At 73.8% G+C, this 19,961-nt stretch carries 14 protein-coding genes; 8 read left to right on the plus strand and 6 right to left on the minus strand.

The window, feature by feature from the left end; translation table 11 throughout:
- Positions 1-143: 143 nt before the first annotated feature.
- The 3 genes from GL263_RS05670 to GL263_RS05680 all read right to left on the minus strand — a co-directional run bounded on the left by GL263_RS05670 (position 144) and on the right by GL263_RS05680 (position 7,839).
- The gene (locus GL263_RS05670) at positions 144-701 is read right to left on the minus strand and encodes a hypothetical protein (protein ID WP_182854463.1); all 558 of its coding nucleotides are present in this window, start codon (positions 699-701) and stop codon (positions 144-146) included.
- Positions 702-801: 100 nt separating this feature from the next.
- Positions 802-1,539 carry a thioesterase II family protein gene (locus GL263_RS05675; protein WP_182854464.1) on the minus strand — a complete coding sequence of 246 codons (738 nt, stop codon included), beginning with the start codon at positions 1,537-1,539 and terminating at the stop codon, positions 802-804.
- 9 nt (positions 1,540-1,548) lie between these two features.
- Positions 1,549-7,839, minus strand: coding sequence for a non-ribosomal peptide synthetase (locus GL263_RS05680; RefSeq protein WP_182854465.1), 6,291 nt, complete (start codon positions 7,837-7,839; stop codon positions 1,549-1,551).
- Positions 7,840-8,080: 241 nt separating this feature from the next.
- On the opposite strand from GL263_RS05680, the gene GL263_RS05685 reads away from it, so the two are divergent.
- The 6 genes from GL263_RS05685 (at position 8,081) to GL263_RS05710 (ending at position 14,262) form a co-directional block, all read left to right on the plus strand.
- Positions 8,081-9,115, plus strand: coding sequence for a methyltransferase (locus GL263_RS05685; RefSeq protein WP_182854466.1), 1,035 nt, complete (start codon positions 8,081-8,083; stop codon positions 9,113-9,115).
- A gap of 145 nt (positions 9,116-9,260) precedes the next feature.
- Positions 9,261-10,649 carry an ABC transporter substrate-binding protein gene (locus GL263_RS05690; RefSeq protein ID WP_228456139.1) on the plus strand — a complete coding sequence of 463 codons (1,389 nt, stop codon included), beginning with the start codon at positions 9,261-9,263 and terminating at the stop codon, positions 10,647-10,649.
- Positions 10,650-10,765: 116 nt separating this feature from the next.
- Positions 10,766-11,605, plus strand: coding sequence for a carbohydrate ABC transporter permease (locus GL263_RS05695; RefSeq protein ID WP_182854473.1), 840 nt, complete (start codon positions 10,766-10,768; stop codon positions 11,603-11,605).
- On the plus strand, positions 11,605-12,447 hold the full coding sequence (locus GL263_RS05700) for a carbohydrate ABC transporter permease (protein WP_182854467.1): 843 nt from the start codon (positions 11,605-11,607) through the stop codon (positions 12,445-12,447). Before GL263_RS05695 ends, GL263_RS05700 begins: the two co-directional genes overlap by 1 nt.
- Positions 12,448-12,524: 77 nt before the next feature.
- Positions 12,525-13,709: an ABC transporter ATP-binding protein gene (locus GL263_RS05705; protein ID WP_182854468.1), complete on the plus strand. Its 1,185-nt coding sequence runs from the start codon at positions 12,525-12,527 to the stop codon at positions 13,707-13,709.
- 148 nt (positions 13,710-13,857) lie between these two features.
- Positions 13,858-14,262: an ATP-binding protein gene (locus GL263_RS05710; RefSeq protein ID WP_182854469.1), complete on the plus strand. Its 405-nt coding sequence runs from the start codon at positions 13,858-13,860 to the stop codon at positions 14,260-14,262.
- Between the two features lie 322 nt (positions 14,263-14,584).
- On the opposite strand, the gene GL263_RS05715 is transcribed toward GL263_RS05710, so the two are convergent.
- Positions 14,585-14,851 (minus strand): DUF4235 domain-containing protein, encoded by a 267-nt coding sequence (locus GL263_RS05715; RefSeq protein ID WP_182854470.1) that lies wholly within the window; start codon positions 14,849-14,851, stop codon positions 14,585-14,587.
- A gap of 197 nt (positions 14,852-15,048) precedes the next feature.
- Here GL263_RS05715 and GL263_RS05720 point away from each other — a divergent pair, with 197 nt between their 5' ends.
- Complete coding sequence (locus GL263_RS05720) at positions 15,049-15,384, plus strand: hypothetical protein (RefSeq protein ID WP_228456141.1); 336 nt, start codon at positions 15,049-15,051, stop codon at positions 15,382-15,384.
- 88 nt (positions 15,385-15,472) lie between these two features.
- Here the strand turns inward: GL263_RS05720 and GL263_RS05725 are convergent, their stop codons facing one another.
- Together GL263_RS05725 and GL263_RS05730 are read right to left on the minus strand one after the other, a co-directional pair.
- On the minus strand, positions 15,473-18,241 hold the full coding sequence (locus GL263_RS05725; RefSeq protein ID WP_228456142.1) for a SpoIIE family protein phosphatase: 2,769 nt from the start codon (positions 18,239-18,241) through the stop codon (positions 15,473-15,475).
- Between the two features lie 144 nt (positions 18,242-18,385).
- Positions 18,386-18,979 carry a YbhB/YbcL family Raf kinase inhibitor-like protein gene (locus GL263_RS05730; RefSeq protein ID WP_323379260.1) on the minus strand — a complete coding sequence of 198 codons (594 nt, stop codon included), beginning with the start codon at positions 18,977-18,979 and terminating at the stop codon, positions 18,386-18,388.
- 140 nt (positions 18,980-19,119) lie between these two features.
- Between GL263_RS05730 and GL263_RS05735 the strand changes: the two genes are divergently transcribed.
- A partial coding sequence (locus tag GL263_RS05735) for a helix-turn-helix transcriptional regulator (RefSeq protein WP_323379261.1) occupies positions 19,120-19,961 on the plus strand: 842 nt, incomplete at its 3' end.

Below are 19,961 nucleotides of genomic sequence, written 5' to 3' on the forward strand. Positions count from 1 at the left end.
GTCACGTGAGTTGAGGGGAGATTAAGAGGACTAGACCAGTGAGTCAATAGGTCCGTACCAAATGAAGGCGGGCCGCCTTCCGGCGACCCGCCCCGTTCCGAACTCCCGGGCCCCTGCGGGCGACCCGTGCGCACCGCGCCCGCTCAGTCGTCGGCGACCTCCGCGTCGGCGGGCAGGCCGAACGCCTCACGCGCCTGCACGTCCAGGTCGCTCCAGCCGCTGCCGCTGCCGGTGCCGCGGCCGGTGAGGCGATGCGCCTCGGCCCGCGCGCCGGCGGAGAACTGCCGGTCGAGCCACTCGGTGTACGCCGAGCCCAGCCCGGGATGCTCCACACCGCGCACCCGGTAGCCGTCCCCGTCGGCGGCCAACCGCACCTTCGCCGGGGCCACCCAACCGGTCTGCTTGACCAGCCCGTCCTTCTTCTTCAGATACTGCTGGCAGTGGGACAGCACGCTCACCCGCAGCGCTCCGCCGTCCGCCTCGTTGATCTCCAGCGGCCGCTGCTCGCAGAGCCAGCGCCCCTCCTTGTCCTCGTCCCGCGCCTCGCCCAGCAGCGCCTCGTGCACGACGGGCCGCACCTTCGCCCACTGCTTCGCGTCGACCTCCGGCGCCGCCGCGTCCTTCGAGCCGTCGCACCCGACGCTCCCGGCCAACAGCACCGCGAGCAACCCGCCGGCCAGCGCCGGCCTACTCCATGCCATCGTCGAACTCCCCGTCTCGGTTGTATCGGTCAACCATCCAGACGAACGGCCCGGCCACGCGGTTGCGACTCACCGGTAGGGCGCGCGCGGATCGCCCAGGTCAGACGCCGATGGAGGAGGCGAGTTCGCGGGCGAGGAGGTCGAGCAGCAGGTCCCGGCGGGTGTTGAGGAAGAAGTGGTCGCCGGGCACCTCGTGGAGGGTGAAGCTGCCGGTGTGTGCGGCCCACGCCCGTACCTCCGCCAGGCTGAACCGTTGGTCGGTGGCGCTGCCGAACGCGGTGACCGGAATCGGCAGCGGGCCGTCGTCCAGTCCGCCGTAGTGCTCGGCGAGCCGGAAGTCGTGCTTGACGACCGGCAGCAGCAGGGCCATGAACTCCTCGTCGTCGAGGAGCACTTGGGGCGTGCCGCCCAGTTCGCCGAGGAACCGGCGGAACTCGGCGTCCGGCAGGTCGGAGTAGCGGTGGTCCGGCGGGGGCAGGCTCGGCGCCCGGAAGGCGGAGACCAGGAGCCGCACCGGCGGCGCGCCCTCGGCCACCAGGTGGCGGGTCACCTCGTAGGCGAGGGCGCTGCCGAAGCTGTGGCCGAACACCGCGTACGGCAGGTCGAGCCGCGGCTCGACGCGGGCCAGCACGTCCTCGACGAGCAGGTCCATCTCACCGGGCAGCGGTTCGACGAACCGCCCGCCGCGGCCCGGGAGTTCGATCGGGCACACGTCGACGGACGCCGGCAGCCGGGCCTGCCAGCCGGAGAAGACGCCGGCGGCGCCACCGGCGTACGGCAGGCAGAAGAGCCGCAGCTCGGGTCCGGTGGCCGACGGGTCGTAAGGGGCGGCGGTCAAGGCGTCTCCTCAGTTTCGGGGGCGGCGGCGCGCGGCGCGACGGCGTTCGGACCGGTCGGGCCGGGCCGTGCGGCGCGGCGCCTCCGGCCGGTCGAGATGGCCGGCGAGCGCCCGTACGGACGGATGCTCGAACATCGCGGCCAGCGGGAACGTCCGTCCCACCGCCTCCTGGACGGCCCGGTGCAGGCGCACCATCAGGACCGAGTCGACACCCAGCTCCAGCAGGTGGTCGGTGACGCCGATGTCGTCGCGTTCGAGTTGGGCGTGGAGCACGGCGAGCACGGCCGTCTCGGTCGGGCCGTCCGGTGTGTCGGCCGGCCGTTCCCGGCTCGCGGCGCCCTCGGCCAGCTCGGTGAGCGCCGCCCGGTCGAGCTTGCCCCGGTCGGTCAGCGGCAGGCGCTCGACCTCCGCGTAGACGCTCGGCACCAGCGGCGCGGGCAGCACCTCGCTCAGCCGCTCCCGCAGCACGTCTCCGAGTCCGGTGGCGGCGGCGGGCGGTGTCGGCGGTACCTCGGGGTCGGCGAGCGCGCCGCCGACCAGGGCGTGCAGCGGCTCCTCGGTGGTGGACAGACCCAGCGCGGCGCGGAGTGGGTCGGTGGCGCGCAGGGCGCCGACCTGGCAGAGGCCGAGGCGCGCGGCGGGCGCCGCGTCCTCGACGAGCTGGGCCATGAGGCCGGCCTCCAGCAGGCAGAAGTCCCGGGCGCGAGTGCCGTACAGGGGGTCGACGGCCGCGCGGTCGGCGACGAGCAGCAGCCAGAACGCGGCGTCGGCGAGCATCGGCAGCGGGCCGTGGGCGGCCGGGTCGAGGCGGGCGCCCTCGCTCACGGCGAGCAGCCGGTGCCGGAACGGGTCGTGCTGATAGGTGCCGCCGGGCAGGCCGGCGACACGGCCGTCGGCGACGTAGACGTACGTGCGGACGGGGTAGAGCCCGCCTGCCGAGGCGTAGCGGCGGCGGGTCGGCGCGACGCCGGGGGCGGGTGCCTGCTCGTGGGCGCGCAGCGGCTCCAGCAGCGCCGCCAGCGAGGCCAGTGGCAGCGGTCGGCGGCCGTACGTCCGGTGGCTCGCGCGCGGGGGCGGCCCGGTGGTGGTGGCGGGCAGCGCATGACCGACCACGCCGTCGGCGGGCGGCCTGGTGGCGTGGCGTTCGGCGGTGAAGGCGAGGCGGGCGGCCGGCTCGGTGAGGACGTCGTCGCCGAAGTTCTCCCGGTACTCGGCCGCGGTGGTTCCGGTGGCGGCGGTGTCGCCGGCGGGCTGTGCGCCGTCCGCCTTGGCCGGGTGCTCGGGGACGACCACCGCGGCCAGCCGGCGGGTGCGGCCGGCGCCGCCGACGACGGTCGCGGCGGCGGCCCGCACCTCCGGCAGCCGCAGCAACGCGGCTTCCACCTCACCGAGTTCGACCCGGTGGCCGCGGATCTTGACCTGCTGGTCCTCGCGGCCGAGGATCTCGATCTCGCCTTCCGCCAGCCAGCGGCCGAGGTCGCCGGTCCGGTAGAGGCGTTCTCCGGTGCGGGGGTGGGTGACAAAGGCCCGCGCGGTGCGTTCGGGGTCGCGCCAGTAGCCGTCGGCGAGTCCGACGCCGGCGACGCAGATCTCCCCGGTGACGCCGACCGGGCAGGGTTCGTACCGGTCGTTGAGGACGTGCACGGTCTGGTTGCGCATCGCCCGCCCGTACGGGATGGAGTCGCGGGCGGCGTCCCGTTCCTCGGTGACATGGGCGATGGACCAGATGGCCGCCTCGGTGGCGCCGCCCGCGGAGGTCACCCGGGCGGCGGGTGCCGCCGCCCGCAGCCGGCCGGGCAGGTCGACGGGTATCCAGTCGCCGGAGAGCCACACCTCGCGCAGCGCGGCGAAGGCCGGATGCGGGTCGGTGGCGCTGCCGGCCGTCGGGAGGGCCCGGTCGCCGAGGTGGTCGAGCAGCATCTGGAGCAGCGCGGGCACCGAGTTCCACAGGGTGACGCGGTGTGCGGCCATCAGCTCCGCCCAGTGGGCGGGGTCCGCGACGGGTGAGGGGTCGGGCAGGACCAGCGCGCCGCCGGTGCCGAGCACGGCGAAGACGTCCGCGACGGACAGGTCGAAGCTCAGCGCCGACAGTGCCAGGACCCGGTCCCGCTCGGTCAGGGCGCAGCGTTCGGCGAAGTCGACGACGGTGTTCAGCGCGGCCCGGTGCCGGACGGCGACGCCCTTGGGGGTACCGGTGGAGCCGGAGGTGTACAGCACGTACGCCAGGTCGTCGGCGGTCTGCGGTGGGGTCAGCGGTTCGGCGGAGTGGGAGGTGTCGGCCAGGTCCAGCGGCAGCGCGGTGACGCCCTCCGGCCAGCGCTCGGCGGGCGCGGCGGGCGGCGCGGTCGCCGCCGCCGGGGCGGTCGGAGCCGTCGGGGCGGTCAGCACGAGGTCGGCGCCGGAGTGCTCCAGCAGCCACTCCCGGCGGGCGGCGGGCAGCTCCGGGTCGAGCGGCAGGTAGGCTGCGCCGGCCAGTTGGACGGCGAGGACCGCGACGATCTGTTCCGGTCCCTTCTCCAGGTGGACCGCGACCAGCCGGCCGGGTCCGGCTCCGGCGGCGCGCAGGCGGCGGGCGTGCCGGCAGGCGTGCCGGTGCAGCTCGCCGTAGCCGAGTGTGCCGGTGCCCGCGATGACGGCGGTGGCCTCCGGGCGGCGGGCGGCCTGTTCGAGGAAGGCCGAGCAGAGCAGGCCGTCGGGGACGGGCCCGGCGGTGCTGTTGGCCGTCTCGTGGAGTCGCCGCTGCTGCTCGGGCAGCAGGTCGGGGAGGTGCCGGGCGTCCCAGGCGGCCTCGTCGTCGGCGAGGGCGCGCAGCAGGCTCCCGTAGGCGTGGAACATCTCGTCGAGCACGCCGGGCGGGAAGCGCTCCTCGACGGCGTCCCACTTGTAGGTGAGTGCTCCCCGGTCCTCGTAGACCTGGTGGTCCAGCAGCACCTGCGGGGTCTGGGAGACGGCGAAGCCGGGCTCGCCGAGCCAGTCGGCGCCCAGCTCGCCGTGGGCGAAGTCCTGGTCGCGGCCCTGTTCGCGGGCGCTGGCGAAGACGACGGAGGAGAAGTCGGTGGCCGGCAGGCCCCGGGCGCGGGTGAGTTCCCGCAGCACCTCCACCCCGCTGAACCAGCGGTGGTCCAGGTCCTGCCAGAGCTGCCGCTGGATGCGGTCGGCGAGCGCGGCCGGTCCCCCGCCGGGGCGCAGGTCCACCTCCAGCAGGGTGACGGAGGTGAAGTCACCGATGAGGGAGTCCACTTCCTTGTGCAGGGGGTGCCGGTTGAACAGCGGGAGATCGAGGGTGAAGTGGCCGCTTCTCGACCAGGTGCCGAGCACGGCGGCGTAGGCGGCGAGCTGCACGGCGGACGGCGTCAGGCCGCGCGCGGCGGCGCGTTCCCTGATCCGCGCCCAGTCGGCGGCGTCCAGCCGGGCGGCGCGGCGGGTGCGGCGGGCCGGCCCTGCGGAGGGTGTGGCGGTCTGCGGCAGCCGGGGGCCGGGCGGCAGGCTGTCGATCCGGCGCAGCCAGTAGTCGCGGGAGCGGCGGTAGGCGTCGGTGTCGCGGAGCACGCGGGTGGCGAGCACGTAGTCGCGGAAGGAGGCGGTGCGGGCCGGGGCGGGCAGCGCGTCCGGGTCGGGCGCCGCGTACAGCTCCCCGAGTTCGAGGAAGAACATGCGGACGCTGGCGACGTCGGCGACCAGCAGGTCGATGCCGAGGTGCACCCGGCAGCGGGTGCCGGCGAGCCGGGTGACGTGCACGTGGAACAGCGGCCAGCTGTCCGACGGCAGTACGCGGTGGCTCAGTTCGTCGCGGAGCCGGTCCAGGTGGGCGGCACGTTCCGCCTCCGGGGCGGCCCTGAGGTCGTGCACGGCGACGGGCACCTCGCCGACCTCGGGCAGGACGCGCTGGGTGCCGTCGGAGGAGATCACGGCCCGCAGCATCTCGTGCCGGCGGACCAGCGCGTCCAGCGCGCGGCGCAGCCGGGGCACGTCGAGGTCGGGGTGGTCGTGCTCGGTGTAGAGGTGGATGGAGGTGCCGCCCAGTTCGTAGGCGCCGCCCCGACCGGTGAGGTAGGCGTGCTGGATCTCGGTGAGCGGGAACGGGTCGTGCCGGTGCTCGGGGTCCGGCACGAGCGGCGGCCACTCCGGTTCGACGACGGCGGGCGTTCCCTCGCCCCGGGCGCCTTCCTGCGCGGGGGCAGGGGGAGCCGTCAGGCCGCGGGCGAGGAGGGCGGCGACGGCGTCCAGGTCGCCGCCGAGGAAGTCGGCCATGGGCAGCGGGACCCGGAAGTCGCGCGCCAGTCCGTGGCGCAGTTCCACCGAGCGCAGGGACTCCAGGCCCAGGGCGGCCAGCGGGCGGTCGGCGGGCACGTCGTCGACGGGGCGGCCGAGCAGGGCGCCCACCCGCCGCCGCACCTCGGTGACCAGGACCGCCTCGCGAAGCTCCGGCGGCAGGGCGAGCACCATGTCGCGCAGCGGTGAGCCGGCGGCGGCCGCGGCGCGCGCCGCCGGTGGGGCGGCGGGCTCGCCGGCGGGACGGGACGTGCCGGTGTGCAACGGCGACAGTCCGCCGTCGAGGTAGGTCTGCCGGCACGTGGTGCGGCGGATCTTCCCGCTGCCGGTCATCGGGATGTCGGCCGCGTGGACAAAAAGCACCTCGTACGGTTCGACCTCCTGGTCGGCGGCGACGGCGGCGCGCACGTCGGCGGCGAGCGCGGCGAGGTCGAGACCTTCCGGCAGCGGCGAGGGCACCGACTGGGCGAGCACCAGCCGTTCGCCCTCCTCGCCGTCGACGGAGAACGCGGCGGCGGGGGCGGTGGCGAGCGCCGGATGGGCGCGGCGGGCGGCGGCCTCCACGTCCTGCGGGTGGATGTTGCGGCCGCGGATGATGATCAGTTCCTTCAGCCGGCCGCAGATCACGATCTCTCCGGAGTGGCGGAAGGCCAGGTCACCGGAGCGCAGGTAGGGGCCGTCGCCGTCGGCGAGGTGCCCGGCGAAGGTCTCCTCGGTCTGCTCGGGCCGCCGCCAGTAGCCCTGGTTGACGACGTCGCCGTCGATCCACACCTCGCCGACCTCGCCGTCGGGCACCTCGGTGCGGGTGGCCGGGTCGACGAGCAGCATCCGCACGCGCGGGTGCGCGGGGCCGCAGCCGACCAGGTCGAGGGTGCGGTTGTGGTGGTCGGCGGGGCCGTCGGCCCGGCCCTTCTCCAGCGCGGCGGCGTCCACCGTGAGGGCCAGCGGGTCGGGGCCGCGCCGGCCGCTGATGCCGAGGGTGACCTCGGTGAGGCCGTAGCCGGGGAACCACGCCTCGCGGCGGAAGCCGTGCGGGGTGAAGGCGGTGGTGAACTCCTCGATCGTGCGCCGCTGGATGCGTTCGGCGGCGTTGAACGCGGCGTGCCAGCGTCCGAGGTCCAACCGCTCGCGCTGCTCGGGGGTGATCCGCTCGACGCAGCGGTCGTAGGCGAAGTTCGGGCCGCAGCTGAGGACGGGCGCGGTCGCGTCGGAGACGGCCTTCAGCCAGCGAAACGGTTCTGCGATGAAGTCGTCGGGCGTCAGCAGGGTGCAGCGGCCGCCGACGAACTGCGACATCGTCACCGTGCCGGCGATGCCGAGGGCGTGGTAGACCGGCATCCAGGTCACCACGTCCGCGCCCGCCGGGAGTTCGGCGAGGTCGCGGAAGACCCGCAGCTGCTCCAGCAGGTTGGCGTAGGAGACCATGACGCCCTTGGGGACGCCCGTCGAGCCCGAGGTGTACTGCAGCAGGGCGAGCGCCGCGCCGTCCGGGCGCGGCGGCGTCCACTCCTCCGGACGCGCGCCGCCGCCGGCCACCACGGTGTCCCGCAGTGTGAGCCACCGCGTGCCGGCGGGGGCGCCCGCCGACACCCACGCGGCGCGCGCCTCGCCGGTCCCGACCCCGGGCGCGGTCACCACCGCGGCGACCTCGGCGTCCGCGCCGATCTGCGCGAAGCGGTCCTCCGGCCCCACCGGGTGACCGGCCGCCGGCGGCGGGCAGGCGATGGCGCAGCACCCCGCGTAGTAGCAGGCGAACAGCCCGACCACGAAGTCCGGCCCGGGCGGGAGCAGCAGCAGGACGCGGCCGCCGCCCGCACCCTCCGCCTGGAGCGTCGCGGCCAACGCCCTTGCGGACCGGTCGAGTTCACCCCTGGAAAGCCGTACGGCGGGCAGTTCCAGCCCGGTGCTCTCGTCGAAGGCGGGGAAGACGAACGCCGTCTCGCCGGGGGCGCGTTCGGCGTGCTCGCGCAGCACCTGCGGCAGAAAGCGGGCGGTCCGTGCGGCGTCGTGCGGGGTGCTGGCGGTCATGTCCTCATCCCTTGTTCGACGGTGTGGCTGCTTGCCCGCCGCGCGCCCGGCCGACAGCGCGCCTCAGCGTCTCCTCGGGGCCGTTTGCGCTGCTCAACAGGGCTCACACACGGGGCCTTTGACGGCCGAGGCGATATCATACGAGCTGCCCGGGCCCCGACCGGTGGCGGCCGCCCACTACGCGCCGCGACGGCGCGACTCCGCCGGAGGGCCGCGACCTCCCCGGAAGGACACCGCGACCGTGCCAAGCCAGTCGGGCGACTTCGCCACGCCGGAGCAGATCATCGACGACCTGTGGGCGCCGCGCGCCACCCAGGTACTGCTCACCGCCGTGGAGTTGGGCCTCTTCTCCCACCTGGCGGCCGGCGCCCGGACGGCGACGGAGGTGGCCGCCGCGGCCGGCTCCGATCCGCGCGCCACCGGCCGCGTGCTCGACGCGCTCACCGCACTCGGCTACCTCGACCCGGGCGACGAGGGCCGGGACGGCGAGGGCGGCGGCTACGAACTCACGCCGCTCTCACAGCGGTTCCTCGTCCAGGACTCCCCCTCCTACCTCGGCGACATGTGCCGGGAGACGCGGCTGCTGTGGGACAGCTGGTCCCGGCTGACCGAGGTGGTGCGCTCCGGTGAGCCGGTGGCCCGCTGGGAGGAGGAGGCGGACGGGCGGAAGAACTTCCCGCAGCTCGTCTCGGCCTGGTTCCCGATGAGCTTCGGCGCCGCCCGGGCGGCGGTGGCGGCACTCCCGGAGAGCACGCTGGCCGGCGTCAACCGGGTGCTGGACGTGGCGGCGGGCTCCGGGGCCTGGTCGCTCGCGTTCGCCCTGGCCCGCCCGGAGGTCCGGGTCACGACCGTCGACCATCCCGAGGTCACCGAGGTGACCCGGACGTTCACCCGGAGCTTCGGGGTCGCCGACCGCTACGAGCACCTGACGGGCGACATCCGCCAGGTCGCGTTCGGCGAGGACTACGACCTGGTGACGCTCGGATACATCGTGCACACCGAGGGCCCCGAGTGGGGCCGCCGTCTCATCGAACGCGCGTACGCGGCGCTGCGGCCCGGCGGCACCCTGCTGATCGGCGACATGATCCCCGACGACGACCGCGCCGGACCCGACATACCGCTCGTCTTCGCCGCGACGGACCTCCTGCTCTTCTCCCGCGACGGGGACGTCTTCACCATGAGCGACTACCACCGCTGGCTGACCGGGGCCGGATTCCGCGACGTGACCACCTACGACGTACTCGCCCCCTCCCCCCTGCTGGTCGCCACGAAGTAGCGGACCGCCCGGCACGCCCGACACCCAAGCACTCCCGACACCACCGGAATCGGACACCAACCCCCATATCCCCGCTTCACCGGACGTTCTGCGGCACACTGACGCCTGGCGCACATCACGGACACGCGCGAGGAGGCCGAGGCCGATGGCGACGTCCCGGACGGAAGCATCCGGTGGCCCCTCACCAGGACCGGCCGCCGGACGGCGCGCGCGCCGGGCGGCGGCACGGGCCGCGCCGGCGCGGGCGGCGGGTCTGCGCGCCGCGGGGGCGGCCGCCATGGCCGCCGTGCTGCTGGCGGGCGGCTGCGCCGACGGCTCGGCCCCCCGGGAGATCAACCTCTTCATCTCCCCCGAGGAGGGCCTCCAGGAGGTCGTCGACCGCTGCAACGCCGAAGCCGACGGCCGCTACCGCATCGTCTACAACCAGCTCCCGCGCGACGCCGACGGGCAGCGGGAGCAGATGGTGCGGCGCCTGGCGGCCGAGGACACCGGTCTCGACGTGCTCGGCCTCGACGTCACCTGGGTACCGGAGTTCGCCGAGGCCGGCTGGGTCGAGGAGTGGACCGGCGAGCGCCGCGAGGAGGCCGTCAGGGACGTGCTCTCCGGCCCGCTGGAGACCGCCGTGTGGAACGACCGGGTGTACGCCGCCCCGAAGAACACCAACATCCAGCTCCTCTGGTACGACAACCGGATCACGCCCGAGCCGCCGCGCACCTGGGACGAGATGATCCGCACCGCCCAGCGGCTGCGCCAGGAGGGCCGCCCCTACCAGGTGCTGTTCACCGGCGCCCAGTACGAGGGCCTGGTGGTGTTCTTCAACAGCCTCGTCGCCTCGGCCGGCGGCACCCTGCTGTCCGAGGACGGCACGGAGGCCGTCGTCGACGAGGGCGTCGTGGAGGCGCTGCGGCTGCTGAAACGGCTCACCACCTCCGGCATCACCAGCCCCTCGCTGACCAACCAGCGGGAGGACGAGGTCCGGCTCGCCTTCCAACAGGGCCGTGGCGCCTTCGAGTTCAACTGGCCCTACGTCTACGCCTCCTACCGCCAGGAGAAGCCGGAGGACCTGCCGCACTTCCGCTGGGCGCGCTACCCCGTCTTCAAGGAGGGCGACGTCAGCCGGGCCACCGCCGGCGGCTACAACCTCGCCGTCAGCAGCTACTCGCGGAACAAGCCGGCCGCCTTCGAGGCCGCCCTGTGCCTGCGCAGCGCGGAGAGCCAGAAGTTCCAGGCGCTGCGCTCGGGCCTGCCGCCCAGCATCGAGACCGTCTACGACGACACGACGCCGCTCGACCCCGACCGGCCCGCGGACCCGGAGACCAACCCCACGATGGCCACCGAGTACCCGCCGAAGGACACCATCAGGGCCGCCCTCGAGGAGGCCGCCGTCCGCCCGCTGACGCCCGTCTACCAGAACCTGTCCACCGTCACCGCGAAGATCCTCTCGCCGCCCTCGGCCATCGACCCGGAGCGGACGGCCGAGCGGCTGCGGGAGGAACTGGACGCGGCGCTGAAGTCCCAGGGGGTCCTCCCGTGAGCGCCACAGACTCCGCGCGGCGGGAACCCCCCGCCCCGCCACCGCCCCCGACCGGCAAGCGCGGTGGGAACCCGCGGCCGAGCGAGGGCAAGCGCGCCGAACGCCGCCTCGCCTGGATGCTGTGCGCGCCGGCGGCGCTGGTGATGGTGGCCGTCACCGGCTGGCCGATCGTCTACTCCGTCTGGCTGTCGCTGCACCGCTACGACCTGCGCTTCCCCGGCGACCAGGAGTTCGTCGGCCTGTCGAACTACGCGGCCGTGCTCGGCAACTCCTACTGGTGGACGGCCTTCACCGTCACGGTGATCATCACCGTGGTCTCGGTGCTGATCGAGCTCGTCCTGGGCATGCTGCTGGCGATCACGATGTACCGCACCCTGCTCGCCCGCGGCCTCGTGCGGACAGTCACCCTCGTCCCGTACGGCATCGTCACCGTGGTCGCCGCGTTCTCCTGGTACTACGCCTGGACACCCGGCACCGGCTACCTGGCGGAGACGTTCACCCCCGGCGCCGCGCCGCTGACCGACCGCGCCGCCTCGATCGCGATCATCATCCTCGCCGAGGTGTGGAAGACGACGCCGTTCATGGCGCTGCTCCTGATGGCCGGCCTCGCGCTGGTGCCCGACGACCTGCTGCGGGCGGCGGCCATGGACGGCGCCGGCGGCTGGCAGCGGTTCGTGAAGGTCACCGTCCCGGTGATGAAGCCCGCGATCCTCGTCGCGCTGCTGTTCCGGACCCTCGACGCGTTCCGGATCTTCGACAACATCTTCATCCTCACGGCCGGGGCCAACGACACCTCGTCCGTCTCGATGCTCACCTACAACAACCTGATCAGAGGGCTCAACCTGGGCATCGGCTCGACGATGTCGGTGCTGATCTTCCTGGCCGTCGCCGTCATCGCGTTTGTCTTCGTCAAGCTGTTCGGCACCGCCGCACCCGCACGGGGAGGTGATCGCTGATGGCCTTCCCCAGTGGGACCGGCACCTCGGCGAAGGGGAAATGGGCCCTGGTCAACACGGTGGTGGTGGTCTACGCGCTGCTGCCGGTGCTGTGGATCACCTCGCTGTCCTTCAAGACGAAGGAGACCATCGGCGACGGCAACCTGATCCCCCGCGAGTGGACGCTGGAGAACTACGCGGACATCTTCAGCACCAGCCTGTTCGTCCGGGCACTGGTGAACTCCATCGGCATCGCGCTGATCTCCACCACGATCGCCGTCCTGCTGGCGACGATGGCCGCGTACGCCGTCGCCCGGCTGGAGTTCCCGGGCAAACGCGCGCTGATCGGAGTGTCGCTGCTCATCGCGATGTTCCCGCAGATCTCGCTGGTCACCCCGCTGTTCAACATCGAGCGGGCGCTCGGGCTCTTCGACACCTGGCCGGGGCTGATCATCCCCTACATCACCTTCGCGCTCCCCCTTGCGATCTACACCCTCTCCGCGTTCTTCCGGGAGATCCCCTGGGAGTTGGAGAAGGCCGCGAAGATGGACGGCGCCACACCGGCGCAGGCGTTCCGCAAGGTCATCGCACCGCTGGCCGCGCCCGGCGTGTTCACCACCGCCATCCTGGTGTTCATCTTCTGCTGGAACGACTTCCTCTTCGCCATCTCGCTCACCTCCTCGGAGGCGTCGCGGACCGTGCCGGCGGCGCTGTCCTTCTTCACCGGCGCCTCCCAGTTCGAGGACCCCACCGGGACGGTGTCGGCGGCGGCCGTGGTGATCACGGTGCCCATCGTGCTGTTCGTCCTCTTCTTCCAGCGCCGCATCGTCGCCGGACTCACCTCCGGCGCGGTCAAGGGCTGAGCGGCGCCCACGCCGCCGCGCGACGCCCACGAGAACCACCACCTACGCCTACGCCTACGACACGGGAGGCACCCGACATGGCCGAGATCGTTCTGGACGCGGTCTCCAAACGCTACCCGGACGGCGCCCTCGCCGTGTCGGAGGTGAACCTGACGGTCGACGACGGCGAGTTCGTCATCCTCGTCGGCCCCTCGGGCTGCGGGAAGTCCACCACGCTGAACATGGTCGCCGGCCTGGAGGACATCACCTCCGGCGAACTGCGCATCGACGGCACCCGGATGAACGAGCGCGCGCCCAAGGACCGCGACATCGCGATGGTCTTCCAGTCCTACGCGCTCTACCCGCACATGACCGTCCGCGAGAACATGGCCTTCCCGCTGCGCCTGGCCAAGGTCGACGACAAGGTGGTGCGGACGAAGGTCGAGGAGACCGCCGAGGTCCTCGACCTCGTGGAACACCTCGACCGGCGGCCCGCCAACCTCTCCGGCGGCCAGCGCCAGCGGGTCGCCATGGGCCGGGCCATCGTCCGCAGCCCCAAGGCGTTCCTCATGGACGAGCCGCTGTCCAACCTCGACGCCAAGCTGCGCGGCCAGATGCGCACCGCCCTCTCCCGACTCCAGAACCGGCTGGCCACCACCACCCTCTACGTCACCCACGACCAGACCGAGGCCATGACGCTCGGCGACCGCATCGTCGTGCTCCAGGCCGGGATCGTCCAGCAGATCGGCGCCCCGCAGGAGCTGTACGACCAGCCGGCCAACCTGTTCGTCGCCGGCTTCATCGGCTCACCCGCCATGAACTTCCTGCCGGTCACCGTCGAGCAGAACCGGCTGCACACCCCCATCGGCGAGGTGCCGCTCAGCGACCGGCTGCGCCGCCGCCTGACCGACGCGGACGCACCGCGCGACCTCATCGCCGGCATCCGGCCCGAGCACTTCGAGGACGCCTCACTCGTCGAGGAGCACGTACGGGAGGAAGGCGCCGTCTTCACCAACACCGTGGAGGTGCTGGAGTCCCTCGGCTCCGAGAAGTACGCGCACTTCGCGCTGGAGGGCGAGGGCGCCCGCTCCCAGCAGCTCACCGACCTGGCCAGTGTGACCGGCTCCGCCGACGTGCCGACCGGCGGCAGATCGCTGCTGGTCACACGGATGTCGGCGGCCACCGAGGCCCGGGAGAAGCAGCGGATGGACATCTGGTTCGACCCCGACCGCTTCCAGGTCTTCGACCCGGACAGCGGCAGGAACCTCACCCTCGACACCTGAGCCCGCCCCGGACGCCGCGCGTGGGTCGCTGGCATCCTCCGGTCACGTCGGCAAGCGGGGTGGCCTGATATGCGCGCGGCGGGGAAAGAGAACGGTGAAGGAACGCCGGTCCCGCCGACCGGCGGGAGTGACCTGGGAGGTGGAGCGTATGAGTGGTTCCGTCACGGACCGGGCCCCGCGGGGCTCGTGGCACGGAGTCCCCCGCTCCGGCGCGGAGGCCCGCGATGTCACACGCGAGGTACTGCGCGGCCGCTCCCGGGAGCTGGTGGACGACTGCCTGCTCGTGGTCTCGGAACTGGTCGCCAACGCGGTACGGCACGCCGGCGGCCTCACCGGGTTCGAGGTGACGGCCGGGCCGGCCGGTGTCGTCGTCACCGTCCGGGACGCCAGCCACCGCCTGCCCGTGGCGCTGCGGGGCGCCGGCGCACCGCCGAGGACCGAGCCGGGCGGACACGGCTGGCCGATGGTCTGCCGCCTCGCGACCAGGGTGGTCGTGACCCGCTACCGCTCCGGCGGCAAAAGCATCCAGGCGACCGTGGCCCCACCGGCCTGAGAGCCGGCGCCCGGCCTGAGAGCCGGCGCCCGGCCTGACGCCCGACCGGCCTGAGGGCCGGCCGGGCACGGCCTCGTCGGACGCGGGCCGTCAGCCGCCCTCGGCCTCGGGGCGTTCTTCCTTGGGGCCCCGGCCGCGTTCGGTCCGCGGCCCGGAGGAACGCCACCGCTCGTCCCGCTGGAGAGTCTCGTCGGCCTGCTGGTCGGGCACGCCCTCCTGACAGTGCTCCCCACCGGTCATCCGAAACCGCCCACAAACGCCCGCACGGGAGAACGCCGTTGCGTGGCGTTGCTCACAGGGGACGCAGGGCCCCTGTCGGGCGTCAGCCAGGCCAGCTGCCCGTCAGGCGCCGCACCGCCGTCGCGCCGCCACGGTCCACCGCCGCCTTGACCAGGGCGAACACCGCACCCTGCACGGCTGCGGCCAGCAGCACCTCCTGCCAGCCGCGTTCCTCGTCCATCGGCCCGGGTGCGTCCTCGTCGTGCCCCATCAGCCGCCACAGCCGGCGGAAAGCGGCGCCGGCGAGCATGCCGCCGAGCATCCCGGAGACCATGCCCACCGGGCGGTAGAAGATCTTCGACTTCTGCATGACGGTCGGGTAACCGCTCCCCTCCGCCCGAAACGTCCCGACATCGAGCGTCACGACGCACCCGCCGAACGCCTCAAGGCCCGCCCGCGCCGTACAGTGACCACCCCGCCGACCGGCCTCGGCTCCTCCCACCCGCGACAGCGGCCGGGCGAGCCCCCTGAGCCTCCGCACGACCGTCAGCCGGAGAGGACGTTTCCATGCCCACGCCCGCCCCCGGCGCCCCCGCTCCCAGCTCAGGCCGTCCTGCCACCCGGGACGAGCTCTCCGCGACCCTGCGCGCGGCCGTGACGGCGCTGAAGGCGCCGCTGACGGCGGCCGACCGGGCCGAGGGCTGGACGGACGAACTGCGCAGGGAGTTCCAGGAGCAGTTCTCCCTGCGGCGGTCCGTCCTCGTCCGCCACGGGATCGCCGTCGTCCGTCCGCCCGCGCGCTTCGACGAGTGGCTGGCGGACGAGGGCATCCGCCCCGGCCGCCTCCACGCCCTCGTCACCGCCACCCAGCAGGCCCTGGTCGCCGCCGCCGACACGCCCTGACACCGCCCGCACCCGCTGACGCCCGTCGTCCGTGGCCCGTCGCCCGTGGCCCGTCGCCGGCCCAGAACCAGCACCGGAACCCGGCGCCTCAGAACGAGTTGTCGTCGAACTGGTCGAGGAGGGCGTCGTCGGAGAGGTCGGGGAGGGGGGTGTCGGCGGCGCCGCGCAGCGACTGCTCGGTCCAGATGACCTTGCCGCCGGGGATGTAGCGGGTGCCCCAGCGCATGGCGAACTGGGCGACCAGGAAGAGGCCCCGGCCGCCCTCGTCGGTGGTCTTCGCCCGGCGCAGGTGCGGCGAGGTGCTGGAGCCGTCGAAGACCTCGCAGATCAGGCTGCGGTCGTGCAGCAGGCGCACCCTGATCGGAGGCGCGCCGTACCGGATCGCGTTGGTGATCAGCTCGCTGAGGATCAGCTCGGTGACAAACCCGGCCTCGTCCAGGCCCCAGCTCCGCAGCTGTTCGCCGCACTCGCCGCGCACCCGGGCCACCGCCGCCGGGTCCGGCGGCACCTCCCACTCCGCCACGCGCGCCGGCGCGAGCAGCCGGGTGCCGGCCACGAGCAGCGCGATGTCGTCGGACGGGTGCTCGGGCAGCAGCGCGTCGATCACCGCCTGGCAGGTGTCCTCCGGGGCGCGGCCCGGCACGCCGGCCAGTACCTGTTCCAGCCGTTCGATGCCGGCGCCGATGTCCCGTTCCCGGTTCTCGACCAGGCCGTCGCTGTACAGGACGAGCTGGGAGCCCTCGGGCAGGTGCAGTTCGGCGGTCTCGAAGGGGTGGCCGCCGAGTCCGAGCGGCAGGGAGGCCGGGACGCGGGGGTGGACGACGGTCCCGTCCGGACGTACCACCGCCGGCCCGGGGTGGCCGGCACGGGCCACCGTGCACCGGCCGGTCACCGAGTCGTAGATCGCGTAGAGGCAGGTCGCGCCGGTCACCGCCTCCACCTCGTGGTCCGCCGCCGTGCCGTCGGGGGCGGCGTTCTCGACGTTCTCCTCGTCGTCGATCCGGGTGACCAGGTCGTCGAGCCGGCCGAGCAGGTCGTCGACCGGGAGGTCGAGCGCGGAGAAGTTGTGCACGGCGGTGCGCAGCCGTCCCATGGTCGCCGCCGCGTGCAGGCCGTGGCCGACCACGTCGCCGACGACCAGCGCGACCCGGGCCCCGGACAGCGGGATGATGTCGAACCAGTCGCCGCCCACGCCCGCCTCCGCGGGGAGGTAGCGCCAGGCCACGTCGAGGGCGTCCTGGTCCGGTACGCCGCGCGGCAGCAGGCTGCGTTGCAACGTCACCGCCATGGTGTGCTCCCGGGTGAAGCGGCGGGCGTTGTCGATGGCCACGGCGGCCCGTGCGGCCAGTTCCTCGGCGAAGAACAGGTCGTCCTGCTCGAAGGCGGGCGCGTCCTCCGACCGCCAGAAGTCCGCCAGCCCCAGCACCACGCCGCGCGCCCGCAGCGGCACGGTCACCAGCGAGTGCACCCCGGACTCCAGCACCCGCCTGGCCCGCTCCGGGGCCTGCTGCTGCCAGCCCTGGGCGGTGCGCAGGTCCGCCTCGATGACGGCGCGGCCCGTGCGCAGGGCCCGCGCCTGCGGCGTCGTCGGGACAAAGGTGATCAGCTCGCCCAGCGGGTACAGGGCGTCCCGTTCGCGCCGCCCGCCGCTGATGGCGGTACGGCGCATGTTCGCCGTGCCGCCGGGCTCCTCGCCGCGCGCCACCGGCTCCAGCAGTTCGACGGTGACGACGTCGGCGAAGCGGGGCACGGCCACCTCGGCCAGTTCCTCGGCGGTGCGCGCCACGTCGAGGGTGGTGCCGACCCTGCCGCCGGCCTCGTAGAGCAGCGCCAGCCGTTCCCAGGCCACCTCCGCCCGCCCGGTGACCGCCGCCAGCTCGGTGGTGTCCCGCAGCGTCACCACGCTGCCCGCCGGGCCGCCGTACGGCGCCGTCGGCCGGATGTTCACCGCCAGCAGCCGGTCGCCGGCCTGGTGCACCTCGTCGGTGACCGGCTCGCCGGACGACAGCAGCATGATCATCACCGGGTCCAGGCCCAGTTCCTCGACGCGCCGCCGCTCGGTGTCGTTCGGGAGGGCGAGGAGCCGCCGCGCCTCGTCGTTGGCCAGCAGGACCCTGCCCTCGGCGGTGGTGATCAGCACGCCCTCCCGGACCGCGTGCAGGACCGCGTTGTGGTGTTCGTACATCCGGGTCATCTCCACCGGCCCGAGGCCGTGGGTCTGCCGCGCGAGGCGCCTGGCGACCAGCCACGTCCCGGCGGTGGCCAGCGCGAGCCCCACCACGCCCGCGCCGAAGATCAGCGGCAGCTGCCGCTCGACCAGCCCCGCCACGCTCTGCACGGTGAGCCCGGCGGACACCAGGCCCACCACCTCCCCGTCCTCGTCGAACACCGGCACCACCGCCTGGATGACGTCGGCCTGCTGGCCGGGCCCCACGGGGCCCCGGGCGCTCTCGATGGTGACCCGGCCCTCCACCGACGGCTCGATGGTGCCGATGAACTTCTTGCCGATCCGGTCGGGGTCGGGGTGGGTGATCCGCGTACCCGTCGTGTCCATGACGACAATGAAGTCGATGCCCGTGTTCTCCCGTGCCGCCTCCGCGCGCGGCTGCAGCACCGCCGACGGGTCAGGGCTCTCCAGCGCCTCGACGATGCCGGGCGAGTTCGCGAGCACCTGCGCGGCCGTCACCGACTGGCGCCCGGCCTCCTGCCGGCTCTCGAATCTCGCCTCCAGCACCACCGCCGCCACGGCAGCCGAGACCAGCAGCACCACGACCACGACCTGGAGGACGAACACCTGCCCGGCGGCACTGCGCACGTCCAGCAGGGTCATCCACTTTGACCGGGAACGTACCCTCATGCGCAATTCCTAGCACCGCACACGCCCGGACGGGAACTACTCCACGTGAGCGCCCCTCCGCGCCGCGCCCATGCCGCCCGACCGGGCGCGGCGCCGGAGAGGCGCCGCCCGCGTGTGGACGGCGCCTCTCCGAGGCCGACCGGGTCAGCGGCGGACCGTGCCGGTGATCCGCGCGTACCCGAGGATGTGGCAGGACATCGTGAACGCGGCGATGGTCGGCGGAGTGGACGCGGGCAGGCCCAGGGTGGGTACGTCCAGGGCGTACACGGTGATCTCGTAGCGGTGGAGGCGGTCGCCGACCGGCGGGCAGGGACCCAGGTAGCCGACCGTGCCGAGGTCGTTGGTGCCGTCGACCGCGCCGGCCGGGAGGGCCGCGTCCAGACTGGTGTGGCCGGCGGGGACGTCCCAGACGAGCCAGTGCCAGAATCCGGCTCCGGTGGGGGCGTCGGGGTCGAACATGGTGATCGCGTAGCCGCGGGTGGCCTGCGGGGCGCCGCCCCACGCCAGCCGGACCCGCCGGTTGCCGCCCGTGCAGTCGAAGGCGTCGGCCCAGTGGTCGGCCGGCAGCGGGTCGCCGTCGCGCAGGTCGGGGCTGGTCACCGTGAAGCGCTGCGCGGTGTCCGGCATGCCTCGGCGGACCTCGGAGTAGCCGAAGCGCGCGAGGCCGGTCGCGGCCCCGGTCCGATCGGACGCGTCGGCCGGGGTGGGTGCCTCGCCGGTTCGCGGGGACGTGTTCACAGGATCCTCCTGGAGGTGGTGGGCAGGTGGATCGATCGTCGGAGCCGGGGCGGCCGGGCGGGAAGGCCCTCCGGGTCCTGGTACGCGCCGTACCACCCACCGGGCTGGAGGGCGGGGCACGGCGCGGCGATGATGGGCGGGTGAGGGAGAGACAAGCAGGGCGCAACGAGGAGCTCGGCCGGTTCCTGCGCGCGATGCGGGCACGGCTGCGGCCGGACGACGTGGGTCTGCCGGCCGGGGGACGCCGCCGGACGCCCGGGCTGCGGCGGCAGGAGGTCGCCCAGCTCGCGGCCGTCAGCGTCGAGTGGTACGTCCGGCTGGAGCAGGGGCGGGCGAGCGAGCCGGGCACGGCGGTGCTCGACGCCCTCGCGCGGGCCCTGCGCCTGTCGCCGGTGGAGCGCCGTCACCTGCACGTGGTCGCCAGGGGCGAGGCTCCGGTGTCCCGCCCGGTGAGCCGGCCGGTCAGCGACTCGCTGCGCGCCCTGCTGGACGGGATGCCGCTGCTGCCGGCCTACGTCGTCGACTTCCGGTTCGACGTGCTGGCCCACAACGGCGCCGCGGCGGCCCTGTTCGGCGAGGACTTCGGCACCGGCGACACGGACAACACGGCCCGCATGCTGTTCCTGTCACCGCGCGTCCGCGCGATGCAGTCGGAGTGGGCGCGGGTGGCCCGCGAGACGGTGGGCAACCTGCGTGCCACACTCGCCCGCCACCCCGACGACCCGCGACTCCTGGAGCTGGTCGGTGAACTGCGGTCCGCCAGTGGCGAGTTCACCCGATGGTGGGACGACCACACGATCAGGCAGCGCGCCCACGGCACCAAGCGCGTCAACCACCCCTCGGTCGGTGAGCTGACCGTCCACTACGACACCCTCGCCACCCTCGACGACGCCGCGCAACGTCTGATCGTCCTCACGCCCGCCGACACCGGCTCGGAGCGTTCCCTGCGCACGCTGCTGGCCGACCGTGCCGGCTCCCTCCT

It is taken from the genome of Streptomyces durbertensis, assembly GCF_014156695.1.
Lineage (GTDB): Bacteria > Actinomycetota > Actinomycetes > Streptomycetales > Streptomycetaceae > Streptomyces > Streptomyces durbertensis.

What these genes read in the sequence shown, in the direction of transcription:
- GL263_RS05670 (WP_182854463.1), bottom strand. Translation starts at nt 701, where the DNA reads ATGGCATGGAGTAGGCCGGCGCTGGCCGGCGGGTTGCTCGCGGTGCTG.
- GL263_RS05680 (WP_182854465.1), bottom strand. Translation starts at nt 7,839, where the DNA reads ATGACCGCCAGCACCCCGCACGACGCCGCACGGACCGCCCGCTTTCTG.
- GL263_RS05690 (WP_228456139.1), top strand. Translation starts at nt 9,261, where the DNA reads ATGGCGACGTCCCGGACGGAAGCATCCGGTGGCCCCTCACCAGGACCG.
- GL263_RS05695 (WP_182854473.1), top strand. Translation starts at nt 10,766, where the DNA reads ATGCTGTGCGCGCCGGCGGCGCTGGTGATGGTGGCCGTCACCGGCTGG.
- GL263_RS05700 (WP_182854467.1), top strand. Translation starts at nt 11,605, where the DNA reads ATGGCCTTCCCCAGTGGGACCGGCACCTCGGCGAAGGGGAAATGGGCC.
- GL263_RS05705 (WP_182854468.1), top strand. Translation starts at nt 12,525, where the DNA reads ATGGCCGAGATCGTTCTGGACGCGGTCTCCAAACGCTACCCGGACGGC.
- GL263_RS05710 (WP_182854469.1), top strand. Translation starts at nt 13,858, where the DNA reads ATGAGTGGTTCCGTCACGGACCGGGCCCCGCGGGGCTCGTGGCACGGA.
- GL263_RS05715 (WP_182854470.1), bottom strand. Translation starts at nt 14,851, where the DNA reads ATGCAGAAGTCGAAGATCTTCTACCGCCCGGTGGGCATGGTCTCCGGG.
- GL263_RS05720 (WP_228456141.1), top strand. Translation starts at nt 15,049, where the DNA reads ATGCCCACGCCCGCCCCCGGCGCCCCCGCTCCCAGCTCAGGCCGTCCT.
- GL263_RS05725 (WP_228456142.1), bottom strand. Translation starts at nt 18,241, where the DNA reads ATGAGGGTACGTTCCCGGTCAAAGTGGATGACCCTGCTGGACGTGCGC.